The organism is Streptomyces sp. NPDC030814, assembly GCF_055572155.1.
Window position 1 is genome coordinate 116,292 of record NZ_JBVIDX010000015.1, and the last position, 10,697, is coordinate 126,988.

10 protein-coding genes are annotated in these 10,697 nt (G+C 72.2%); 8 read left to right on the forward strand and 2 right to left on the reverse strand.

What is annotated here, in order from left to right; genetic code table 11:
• Positions 1–199 precede the first annotated feature (199 nt).
• Positions 200–1,870, forward strand: coding sequence for an MDR family MFS transporter (locus ACZ43N_RS28080; protein WP_468101383.1), 1,671 nt, complete (start codon positions 200–202; stop codon positions 1,868–1,870).
• Positions 1,871–2,135: 265 nt separating this feature from the next.
• On the opposite strand, the gene ACZ43N_RS28085 is transcribed toward ACZ43N_RS28080, so the two are convergent.
• On the reverse strand, positions 2,136–3,083 hold the full coding sequence (locus tag ACZ43N_RS28085) for an aromatase/cyclase (RefSeq protein WP_468101384.1): 948 nt from the start codon (positions 3,081–3,083) through the stop codon (positions 2,136–2,138).
• Between the two features lie 25 nt (positions 3,084–3,108).
• Positions 3,109–3,894, reverse strand: coding sequence for a 3-oxoacyl-ACP reductase FabG (fabG, locus tag ACZ43N_RS28090; RefSeq protein ID WP_468101386.1), 786 nt, complete (start codon positions 3,892–3,894; stop codon positions 3,109–3,111).
• A 231-nt stretch (positions 3,895–4,125) separates the two neighbouring features.
• On the opposite strand from fabG, the gene rfbB reads away from it, so the two are divergent.
• The 7 genes from rfbB to ACZ43N_RS28125 all read left to right on the forward strand — a co-directional run bounded on the left by rfbB (position 4,126) and on the right by ACZ43N_RS28125 (position 10,695).
• Positions 4,126–5,115, forward strand: a complete 990-nt coding sequence (gene rfbB, locus ACZ43N_RS28095; RefSeq protein WP_468101388.1) for a dTDP-glucose 4,6-dehydratase — start codon at positions 4,126–4,128, stop codon at positions 5,113–5,115.
• Positions 5,112–5,900: a thioesterase II family protein gene (locus tag ACZ43N_RS28100; protein ID WP_468101390.1), complete on the forward strand. Its 789-nt coding sequence runs from the start codon at positions 5,112–5,114 to the stop codon at positions 5,898–5,900. The genes rfbB and ACZ43N_RS28100 overlap by 4 nt, the downstream gene beginning before the upstream one ends.
• A complete protein-coding gene (locus ACZ43N_RS28105; protein ID WP_468101391.1) occupies positions 5,897–7,168 on the forward strand; it encodes a beta-ketoacyl-[acyl-carrier-protein] synthase family protein in 1,272 nt (423 codons plus the stop codon). Before ACZ43N_RS28100 ends, ACZ43N_RS28105 begins: the two co-directional genes overlap by 4 nt.
• Positions 7,165–8,427 (forward strand): ketosynthase chain-length factor, encoded by a 1,263-nt coding sequence (locus ACZ43N_RS28110; protein WP_468101393.1) that lies wholly within the window; start codon positions 7,165–7,167, stop codon positions 8,425–8,427. The genes ACZ43N_RS28105 and ACZ43N_RS28110 overlap by 4 nt, the downstream gene beginning before the upstream one ends.
• Positions 8,428–8,533: 106 nt before the next feature.
• On the forward strand, positions 8,534–8,797 hold the full coding sequence (locus tag ACZ43N_RS28115; RefSeq protein ID WP_468101395.1) for an acyl carrier protein: 264 nt from the start codon (positions 8,534–8,536) through the stop codon (positions 8,795–8,797).
• A 220-nt stretch (positions 8,798–9,017) separates the two neighbouring features.
• On the forward strand, positions 9,018–9,965 hold the full coding sequence (locus ACZ43N_RS28120; protein ID WP_468101397.1) for an EamA family transporter: 948 nt from the start codon (positions 9,018–9,020) through the stop codon (positions 9,963–9,965).
• Positions 9,901–10,695 carry a cupin domain-containing protein gene (locus ACZ43N_RS28125; protein WP_468101399.1) on the forward strand — a complete coding sequence of 265 codons (795 nt, stop codon included), beginning with the start codon at positions 9,901–9,903 and terminating at the stop codon, positions 10,693–10,695. The genes ACZ43N_RS28120 and ACZ43N_RS28125 overlap by 65 nt, the downstream gene beginning before the upstream one ends.
• Positions 10,696–10,697: the final 2 nt, after the last annotated feature.

The window sequence follows — 10,697 nt, forward strand, 5'->3', positions numbered from 1 at the left end:
ATGTCCCGTGCATGGTGGGGGCGTCGGCTCGAAAGGTGATCGAGGGGGCGTGCGCCACCGTTGCGCCCCTCCTCTCGAGCCGGTCTCGAAGACATCGGCATAGCTTCGGACGGGAATCGCCCGAGGGCTGACCCACGACCGGCAGCCGAAAGGATCGGGCGTTCGAGAGGGAGTTGATCGGAATGGAGATGTGCCTGTTATGAACGAGGCGACGACGGACGGGGCCGAGCCGATGGGGCAGACACCGAACCCGCGGGCGGTGCGGCTGATCGTCACGGGCCTGTTGCTGGCGGTTTTCATGTCCGCGTTGGACGGCATGATCATGGCCACGGCCATACGCACGGTCGCCGACGAGTTGCACGGGCTCACCGCGCAGGCCTGGGCGACCACCGGTTATCTGATCGCGGCCACGATCACGTTGCCGCTCTACGGCAAGCTGTCCGACATCTTCGGCCGCAAGCGGCTCTACCTGGTGGCCGTCACCCTGTTCGCCGTGGGCTCACTGCTGTGCGCGCTCGCGCAGTCGATGTACCAACTGGCGCTCTTCCGCGGCATCCAGGGCCTCGGTGGCGGTGGCCTCAGCTCACTGGCGCTCGCGGTGCTGGCCGACTTGCTGCCGCCTGAGCGGCGGGTACGGTACCAGGCCAACTTCGGGATGGTGTTCGGCGTGGCCAGCGTGCTCGGCCCGGTCCTCGGCGGGCTCTTCGCCGGCATGGACAGCCTCCTCGGCTTCGCGGGCTGGCGCTGGATCTTCCTGGTCAACCTGCCGGTGGCGCTGCTCACCTTCCTCATCATCTGGAAGCTGTTCACCATCCGGACGTCCACGGTGAGCCACCGCATCGACTACTGGGGCGGTGCGGCGCTGGTCCTCGCCTTCGTGCCGCTGCTCCTGGTGGCCGAGCAGGGCAGGGAATGGGGATGGGCGTCCCCCGCCTCGCTCACGATGTTCGGCCTCGGAACCGCCGGACTGGCGCTGTTCCTGGTGGTGGAGCACCGCATGGGCGACGAGGCGCTGCTGGCACGCCGGCTCTTCCGCAACGCCGCCTTCACCCAGGTGAACATCGTCAACTTCATCGGCGGGGTGGGAGCGTTCACGTCGTTCGCCTTCCTGCCGCTCTACCTCCAGATCGTTCAGGGCCTGTCGCCGACGTCCGCCGGTCTGCTGCTGCTGCCGCAGTCCGCCGCCACGACCGTGGGCGCCAAGCTCTGCGGTCCCACGGTCGCCCGGACGGGCCGATACAGGTCTTTGCTGGCCACCGGCCTGGGGCTGATGACCGCCAGTTATGCCGCGCTGGCAAACGTCGGCGTCGACACCTCGCTCTGGTTCATGGGCGGCCTGGCCGTCGTCATGGGCGTCGGTCTGGGCCTGTTCATGCAGACGGTGCTCACCGCCCTGCAGAACAGCGTCCCTCCCCAGGACATGGGCGTCGCGAGCGGTATGTACGGCTTCTCCCGTCAGATCGGCGCCATCGCCGGCACCGCCGTCTTCCTGTCCCTGCTCTTCGGCCTGGCCACAGGCCGCATCGCCGAGGCGTACGGCAGGGCGCGGTCGACGCCTGAGTTCCAGTCGGCCGTCGCGGACCCGGCTGTGCGGGCGAGCGCGGCCGACCAGAAGGTGATCGAGGGACTGCGGGACGGCACGGCGGGTATCGACCTCAACGATTCCTCGGCACTCCAGGAGATCGACGTCCGGGTCGCGCGTCCCATCCTCGAAGGGCTCGCCAGCGGTATCAACACCGTCTACTGGGCACTCGCCTCGCTGTGCCTCGTCGCCACCGTACTGGCCCTGTGCATCAGGGACGGCGGACAGGAGGTGGACGAAGGCCGGTCCGCGACGCCGGAGGAGAACGCCGAAACCGCCACCACATGAACCGGCGACACCCGGGGCCCGGCCGGACGGCCGGGCCCACGGTGTATGCGGGAGTGCTGATCCGGGTGGTCGTCCCGGCCGGCCCTCCCCGTCCCGGCCCGTGTGCCCGCACGTCCCAGTCGGCTGTGGTGCCGTTCTGGCGGCACAAGCCCGGCTGGGACGTGGCCGCGGCGGACGCGCCGGGAGGTGGTCCGAGCCACTCGAGCCCGAGTCCGCGACCGCCTCCCGGTGGGGGGCAGCCGCGGACGGGTGCGGGACGACCGGGTCACCCCTGGGCGCGGCGCTTCTCCGCGTACTCCTTGGCGTGGCCCAGCGTGGCGCGGCTGTTGGAGCCGAGGGCGCCCCGGATGAACTCGCGGGCCTCGGGCACCCCGGCGTCCGGGCCCAGGATCTTCGTGATGTTGTCGGCGTTGAGGACCACGGTGTGCTGGGAGGTGACGGTGGTGACGCCGTCGTCGCCCTCGTCGAGCTGCCAGTAGCCGGTGTGCAGGGTCATCAGCGCGGGCAGGGTGGTCTGCTTGTAGGCGATGCGGTGGTGCGGGAAGCAGACGCGGACCGACTCGGTGGTGTGCTTGGAGCCGTCCTTGGTGAGGGTGTCCATGCGCAGCACCTGCAGGCCCGGGGTGTCCTCGCGCAGGGAGACCTCGGCGACGTGCGGGAGTCGCTCGCGCCAGCGGTCGGCTTCGTTGATGAAGTCGTAGACGTCCTTGGCGGAGCCCTCGACACGGACGCTGTCCTCGAAGGAGAGGGTGAGCCCGACGGCCCGCACGGCGAGTTCGGCGTTGGTCTTCAGGGAGGCCAGCTCGGCGCGGCTGTTGCGGTCCACGGCCGCGTCGATCCAGGCGAGCCGCTCGGGGTCGTCGTCGATCGCGGAGTAGTCGTGCAGGAGCCGCACCCGGGACTCCTCGTCACCGAGCGGCTCGATGATCCAGGTGCCGCCCATCGCGGCCACCGGCGGGGCGGGGACCTCCTGGCGGAACTCGATGCGCAGTTCCTCGGGGTGCAGGACGCGGCGCGACGTCCAGTTCTTCGGCTCGCCGTTGGCGGTGGCCCAGATCCGGATGCGCTCCTCGCGCTCGCCCTTCTCGACGTGGTCGACGTAGATGGACGGCGGGAAGATCCGGGGCCAGTTCTCCACCTCGGCGATCAGCCGGTACAGCTCGGCGGCCGGGGCGGCGACGGTGATCTCGTGTTCGACCTCACGGGTCGTCATGTCCTTGTCCCTTTCGTCGGGCCGGTCAGAAGTTGCCGAGGCCGCCGCAGACGTTCAGGGCCTGCGAGGTGATGGAGGCGGCGGTGTCGGAGGCCAGGTAGCCGACGAGGCCGGCGACCTCCTCGGGGGTGGAGTAGCGGCCGAGCGGGATCTTGGCCTGGAACTTCTCCAGGATCTTGTCCTCGGTGGTGTCGTACGCGTCGGCGTAGCCCTGCCGCACGCGCTGCGCCATGGGCGTCTCGACATAGCCGGGGCACACGGCGTTGACGGTGATGCCGGTGGGGGCGAGCTCGTTGCCGAGGGCCTTGGTGAAGCCGACGACGCCGTGCTTGGAGGCCGAGTAGGGGGCGCCGAGCACCACGCCCTGCTTGCCGGCGGTGGAGGCGATGTTGATGATGCGGCCGCGGTCCTTGTGGCGCATGCCGCCGGTGGTGAGGACCTCGCGGGTCATCCGGAAGACGCTGTTGAGGTTGGTGTCGATGACGTCGTCCCACAGCTCGTCGGTGAGGTCGGCGGTCACACCGCCCCCGCTGCGGCCGGCGTTGTTCACCAGCACGTCGACGGTGCCGAAGCGGTCCACCGCGGCCCGCACGAACGCCTTGACGTCGTCGGCGGAGCGCACGTCGCAGGCGACGCCGTCCACCTCCAGGCCCTCCTCTCCGAGTTCCTTGACCGTGTCGCGCACGGCGTCCTCGCCGCGTGCGCAGAGGAACACCCGGTGGCCCTGCTGCGCCAGCAGCCGGGCCACCGCGAGGCCGATACCACTGGTCGCACCCGTGACGACGGCGGCCCGTCGCTCCTTTTTCGACATGAGCTCTCCTGGTTAGTCCGGCTCTTCTCGCAGAGGGAGGGTCCGGACCGTCGCTGGAGCGGCGCTCGAACATGCGTCGCGAGTCAGGCCGGGTCCGAACACACGAGCACCTTTCGACCAGCAGTCGAGCACGGATGAGCAACCTCCGTCGGGACAAGGAATCGGGGAGGCTGCCATGACCAGATGCATCCGGGACGGATACGGCGGAGCGGGCGCGGCCGAGGTGACGGCATGAGGATCCTCGTCACCGGCGGCGCCGGCTTCATCGGCTCCCACTACGTACGCACCCTGCTGGCCGGCGGCTACGAAGGCTTCGAGGACGCCCGCGTGACCGTCCTCGACAAGCTGTCCTACGCCGGGAACACCGCCAATCTGCCGATGGACCACCCGCGGCTGGACTTCGTACGCGGCGACATCCTCAACACCGAGCTGCTGCACCATCTGCTGCCGGGGCACGACGCGGTGGTGCACTTCGCGGCCGAGTCGCACGTCGACCGGTCGGTGGCCGGCGCCGCCGACTTCGTCACCACCAACGTGCTGGGCACCCAGAGCCTGCTCGACGCCTGTCTGCGGCTCGGCGTCGGGCCGGTCGTCCAGGTCTCCACCGACGAGGTGTACGGCTCGATCGACAGCGGCGCGTGGACCGAGGAGGAGCCGCTGCTGCCGAACTCGCCGTACTCGGCGTCGAAGGCATCCGCCGACCTGCTGGCCCGCGCCTACCACCGCACCCACGGCCTCGACGTCCGCGTCACCCGCTGCACCAACAACTACGGCACCCACCAGCACATCGAGAAGCTCATCCCGCACTTCGTGACCCGGCTGCTGCGCGGCATGACCGTGCCCCTCTACGGCGACGGCTCCAACGTCCGCGAGTGGCTGCACGTCGACGACCACTGCCGGGCGGTCCAGCTGGTCCTCACCGGCGGGCGGGCCGGGGAGATCTACAACATCGGCGGGGCCACCGCCCTGACCAACCTGGAGATGACCGAGCGGCTGCTCGACCTGTGCGACGCGGACTTCTCCTCCGTCGAGTACGTCGAGGACCGCAAGGGCCACGACCTGCGCTACGCCATCGACGACCGCAAGATCCGCGCCGAACTCGGCTACGCGCCCCGCCGCACCCTCGACGAGGGGCTGCGCGAGGTCGTCGCCTGGTACCGGGACCGCCCCGACTGGTGGAAGCCGCAGGCCGACGCCGCGGCCGAGGGCGGTGCGGCATGAAGCTGTACTGCTTCGCGCACGCGGGGGCCGGCACCTCCGCGTTCGCTCGCTGGCCCGAACAGCTGGGTCCCAAGGTGGAGGTCGTGCCGGTGCTGCTTCCGGGCCGGGACGCCCGCCGCCGCGAGGCCCGCGTCACCGCCCGCCGCGCCCTCTTCGCCGACCTGCTGCGCCACCACGGCCCGGTGCCCGACACACCGTACGTCCTGTACGGGCACAGCCTCGGCGGCGTGATCGCCTACTCGGTGGCCCGCGCCCTGGAACAAGCCGGGCGCCCGGCCCCCGCGCTGGTGGTGGTGGGTGCCTGCCCGCCGCCGGACGCCCGGGTGCGGCTCGTCCAGGCCGCCGACCTGCCGGACTGCCGGCTGATGGAGACGCTGCGGGAGGCGGGCGCCGTACCGCCCGACACCCCGCGCGGCGGGGTGTGGCAGCGCTCGGCCCTGAAGGTGATCCGCGACGACCTGCGGCTCGCCCAGTCCCTGCGGGAGGCCGCCGACGGCCCGCTCTCGGTGCCGCTGCTCGCCGTCTCCGGTGACCTCGACCCGCTCGCCGGGCGGGAGGTGATGGCCGGCTGGCGGGAGTGGACCACCGGCCCGTTCGTCGAACGCACCCTCCCCGGCGACCACTTCTTCCTGCGCGGACCGGCGCTGCCGCGGCTGCTGGACCGGGCCTGCCGGGTCGTGCAGCGCCGGGCCGGCGCACCGCGGTCCGCCGGGGCCGCCCGTACCCACCCGACCGCCTGGACCGCACCCCAGCTGGAGGACCCTGCCGTGAAGGACAGCCAATGAACCGACGTGTCGTCATCACCGGTATCGGGGTGGTCGCCCCCGGCGGCGTGGGCACCAAGGAGTTCTGGTCGCTGCTGACCGCCGGACGGACCGCGACCCGGGGCATCACCCTGTTCGACGCCTCGTCGTTCCGGTCCCGCATCGCCGCCGAGGCCGACTTCGACCCGCTGCTGCACGGCTTCACCCCCGAGGAGGCCGGACGCCTCGACCGGGCCGCCCAGTTCGCGCTCGTCAGCGCCGACGAGGCACTGCGCGACAGCGGCCTCGACCCCGACAGCCTCGACCCGCTGCGCACGGGTGTGACCCTGGGCAGCGCCGTCGGCTGCACGATGGGCCTGGACCGCGAGTACAACACCGTCAGCCGGGGCGGCTCCACCTGGCAGGTGGACCACACCCTCGCCGTGCCGCACCTGTTCGACTACTTCGTGCCCAGCTCCATGGCGGCCGAGGTCGCCTGGCGGACCGGCGCGCAGGGCCCGGTCTCCATGGTCTCCACCGGCTGCACCTCGGGCCTGGACTCCATCGGGCACGCCCTCGAGCTGATCCGCGAGGGCAGCGCCGACGTCATGGTCGCCGGGGCCACGGAGGCGCCGATCTCCCCGATCACCGTGGCCTGCTTCGACGCCATCAAGGCCACCTCCCCCCGCAACGACGAACCCGGGACCGCCTCCCGCCCGTTCGACGCCTCCCGCAACGGCTTCGTGCTCGGCGAGGGGTCGGCGGTGCTGATCCTGGAGGAGTTCGAGGCCGCCCGCCGCCGCGGCGCCCACGTCTACGCCGAGATCGCGGGCTTCGCCACCCGCTGCAACGCATACCACATGACCGGTCTGACGAAGGACGGCACCGAGATGGCCGAGGCGATCCGGGTGGCCCTCGACGAGGCCCGCCTCGACCCCACGGCCGTCGACTACATCAACGCGCACGGCTCCGGCACCAAGCAGAACGACCGCCACGAGACGGCGGCGTTCAAGCGCAGTCTCGGCAGCCACGCCTACGAGGTGCCGGTCAGCTCCATCAAGTCGATGATCGGACACTCCCTGGGCGCCATCGGCTCCCTGGAGGTCGCCGCCAGCGCGCTGGCCATCGAGCACAACACCGTGCCGCCCACCGCCAACCTGCACACCCCCGACCCCGCCTGCGACCTGGACTACACCCCGCTGACCGCCCGCGAGCAGCGCACCGACACGGTGCTCAGCGTGGGCAGCGGCTTCGGCGGTTTCCAGAGCGCGATGATCCTGACCCGCCCGCGCACGGGAGAAGCGGCATGACCACCCAGACCTTCGACCGCTCCGCCACCGCCACGGACGGCCCCTCCCCGGGCACGCCCCTGGTCACCGGCCTCGGTGTGACCGCGCCCAACGGCCTGGGCACCGAGGCCTGGTGGGCCGCGACCCTGCGCGGCGAGAGCGGCATCCGGCCCGTCACCCGCTTCGACGCCGGCCAGTACCCGGCGAAGCTCGCCGGTGAGGTGCCCGGCTTCGACCCGGCGGAGCACGTCTCCAGCCGGCTGCTCCCGCAGACCGACCACATGACGCGGCTGGCGCTCGCCGCCGCCGCGGAGGCCCTCTCCGACGCCGGTATCGACGCCTCGGAGCTGCCCGACTTCTCCGCGGGAGTCGTCACCGCCGCCTCGGCGGGCGGCTTCGAGTTCGGCCAGCGGGAGCTTCAGGCCCTGTGGAGCAAGGGCGGCCACCACGTCAGCGCCTACCAGTCGTTCGCGTGGTTCTATGCCGTCAACACCGGCCAGATCTCCATCCGGCACGGGCTGCGCGGACCCAGCGGGGTGCTGGTCACCGAACAGGCCGGCGGCCTCGACGCCGTCGCGCAGGCCCGCAGGCAGCTGCGCAAGGGCGTTCCGGTGCTGCTCACCGGCGGCGTGGACTCCTCGCTGTGCCCGTGGGGGTGGGCGGCGCACCTGGCCGGCGGCGAGCTGAGCACCGCCGAGGACGCGGCCCGCGCGTATCTGCCGTTCTCCGCCGACGCCTCGGGCCATGTCGCCGGTGAGGGCGGCGCGCTGCTGGTCCTGGAGGACGCGGCCGCGGCCCGCGCCCGTGGCGTGGGCGGATACGGCACGGTCGCCGGGTACGCGGCGACCTTCGACCCGCCGCGCGGCAAGGGCGCCCCGCGGCTGGGCGCCGCCGCCGAACTGGCCCTGGCCGACGCGGGGCTGACCGCCGCCGACGTGGACGTGGTGTTCGCGGACGCGGCCGGCCGCCGGGACGCCGACCGGGCCGAGGCCGAGGCGCTCGCCGCGCTGTTCGGCCCGCGCGGTGTGCCGGTCACCGCCCCGAAGACCATGACCGGGCGGCTGGCGGCGGGCGGTGCCTCCCTGGACCTCGCGGCGGCGCTCATGGCGCTGCGGGACCAGGTGATCCCGCCGACCGTCCACGTGACGGAGCCCGCCGCCGACTGCCCCGTCGACCTGGTCACCGGCGAGGCCCGCCCCGCGCCCCTGCGCACGGCGCTGGTGCTGGCGCGCGGCCGGGGCGGCTTCAACGCGGCGATGGTGGTGCGCGCCGCCGGGTGACCGCGTACGACCCCGCACGTACCGAAGGGAACGGGCCGCGCCGCGGTCCCGTTCCCGCTCTCCCATCGCAATGCCCTGGAATCGCAAGAGACCGAGAGGAAACCCCATGCCCGCACTCACCCTCACCGAGCTGACCGACCTGCTGCGCGAGTGCGCCGGCGAGGCCGAGGCGGTGAACCTCGACGGCGATGTGCTGGACGTCCCGTTCGAGGTCCTCGGCTACGACTCGCTGGCCGTCCTGCAGACCACGGGCCGCATCGAGCGCGACTACGACGTGACCCTGGACGAGGACGCCGTCACGGACGCCGAGACGCCCCGCCAGTACCTGGAGCTGGTCAACGAGGCTCTCTCCGCCAAGGGCGCCGCCTGATCCGCTGGCGTCCCCCGAGGCCGCCCCTTCCCTTCCGCACCCTTTTCGGGCCCGTGTCCCGGCCGAGCGCCGGGCACGGGCCCGACGTGCGTTTTCACCGCGAACCATCAGATCCCCTGAACTACCAATGGGAACCGGAAGGAATCACACCGGGACGGACACGGGACCGCAACCGGAGAGGCTCGGCCCAGACCCACCCCTGATGAGAGGAGGGGCCCAGATGTCCGTGAGACCCCGTGCGGCCGACGCCGTGACGGCCGCGCTCGCGCCGATGGTGTGGGGCAGCACCTACCTCGTCACCACCGAGTTCCTGCCGGAGAACCGCCCGTTGCTCGCCGCCACGGTCCGCGCCCTGCCGTCCGGGCTGCTGCTGGTGCTGGTCACCCGCAGCCTGCCGCGGGGCGTCTGGATCGGGCGGGCCGCCGTGCTCGGCGTGCTCAACATCGGCGCGTTCTTCGCCCTGCTGTTCGTGGCGGCCTACCGCCTTCCCGGAGGCATCGCCGCGCTGATCGGCTCGCTCCAGCCGATGCTGGTCCTCGGGCTCGCCGTGCCGCTGCTGGGGGACCGGGCACGCGGCCGGGACCTGACGGCATGTCTGCTCGGCACGGCCGGCGTCGGGCTGCTGGTCGGCGCCTCGGCCACCGCCCTCGACCCGGTCGGCGTGGCCGCCGCACTGGGCTGCGCCGGCTGCATGGCCCTCGGCATCGTGCTCACCAAGCGGTGGGGCCGCCCGGCGGGACTGATGGCCTTCACCGGCTGGCAACTCGCCCTGGGCGGACTGTTCCTGCTGCCCTTCACCCTGCTGTTCGAGGGGCTCCCCCAGCGGGTCACGACCGTGAATCTAACGGCCTACGGCTATCTGTGCCTGGTGGGCGCGGTGTTCGCCTACACCGTGTGGTTCCGCGGTGTGGAGCGGCTGCCCGCCGTGGCCGTGTCCCTCCTGGGCCTGCTCAGCCCGGTCGTCGCCGCGCTGCTCGGCCTGGTGGTGCTCGGTCAGGGCTTCACCCCGCTGCAGCTCGCCGGAGCCGCCGCCGTCCTCGCCGGGATCGTCCTCGCCCAGCTCCCCTCCCCTCGTACCGCACGCCCCCAGCGAAAGGAAAGCCATGAGCACCGCAACCGTCCAGGGCGCCGTCATCAAGTCGGGCGACCTGGAGTTCCGTCAGCTTGACGGCTGCCGGGTCGCGACAGCGGTCGGCCCGCACCTCGGGGCGCGGATCGTACGGCTCGACGTGGTCCGGGTGCCCAGCGGCGCCGTGTGGCGTCCGCAGTCCTCGGCGCACGAGGAGAACGTCGTGGTCGTCTTCGCGGGCTCCGGCTCCGCCGCCTCCGGCGCCGCCCGCAGGCGCGTCAGCCGCGCCGACACGGTGTACACGCCGACCGGCGACCTGTACGAGCTGAGCGCCGACGCCGGCATGGACCTCACGGCCTACGTGTGGAACACCACGCTGCGCCCGGACCGCGCCCCCGGCACCGAGCCCCGCCGCTTCTCCCGGCTGTGGAACGAGGAGACCCAGCTGAAGGGCTTCACCGGCACCGGCCAGGCGGAGGCCTCCGCCCGGACCGCCACCATGAACTTCCTCTTCTGGCCGGGCACCGGCTCCCCGCAGCTGTGCCTCCACTGCGGCTTCATGCAGCCCGGCGAGTACTTCAACGTCCACGTCCACCCCGAGAGCGAGGAGGCGTTCATCGCCTTCGAGGGCAAGGGCCAGCTCCACCTCGACGGCCAGTGGTACGACGCCGAGCCCGGCGACGTGCTCTACGCGCCCCCCGGTGTGCCGCACGGCACCCGGCACCCCGACGAAGACCCCGCCGCTCCCCGCTTCGCCACGTGCGGTGGCCCCACTCCGTTCGATCCGGTGCTCTATCAGCGCGCCGGTGTCTCGACAAAGGTCCGGTGATC

What these genes read in the sequence shown, in the direction of transcription:
- rfbB (WP_468101388.1), top strand. Translation starts at nt 4,126, where the DNA reads ATGAGGATCCTCGTCACCGGCGGCGCCGGCTTCATCGGCTCCCACTAC.
- ACZ43N_RS28120 (WP_468101397.1), top strand. Translation starts at nt 9,018, where the DNA reads ATGTCCGTGAGACCCCGTGCGGCCGACGCCGTGACGGCCGCGCTCGCG.
- ACZ43N_RS28105 (WP_468101391.1), top strand. Translation starts at nt 5,897, where the DNA reads ATGAACCGACGTGTCGTCATCACCGGTATCGGGGTGGTCGCCCCCGGC.
- ACZ43N_RS28125 (WP_468101399.1), top strand. Translation starts at nt 9,901, where the DNA reads ATGAGCACCGCAACCGTCCAGGGCGCCGTCATCAAGTCGGGCGACCTG.
- ACZ43N_RS28080 (WP_468101383.1), top strand. Translation starts at nt 200, where the DNA reads ATGAACGAGGCGACGACGGACGGGGCCGAGCCGATGGGGCAGACACCG.
- ACZ43N_RS28110 (WP_468101393.1), top strand. Translation starts at nt 7,165, where the DNA reads ATGACCACCCAGACCTTCGACCGCTCCGCCACCGCCACGGACGGCCCC.
- ACZ43N_RS28100 (WP_468101390.1), top strand. Translation starts at nt 5,112, where the DNA reads ATGAAGCTGTACTGCTTCGCGCACGCGGGGGCCGGCACCTCCGCGTTC.
- fabG (WP_468101386.1), bottom strand. Translation starts at nt 3,894, where the DNA reads ATGTCGAAAAAGGAGCGACGGGCCGCCGTCGTCACGGGTGCGACCAGT.
- ACZ43N_RS28085 (WP_468101384.1), bottom strand. Translation starts at nt 3,083, where the DNA reads ATGACGACCCGTGAGGTCGAACACGAGATCACCGTCGCCGCCCCGGCC.
- ACZ43N_RS28115 (WP_468101395.1), top strand. Translation starts at nt 8,534, where the DNA reads ATGCCCGCACTCACCCTCACCGAGCTGACCGACCTGCTGCGCGAGTGC.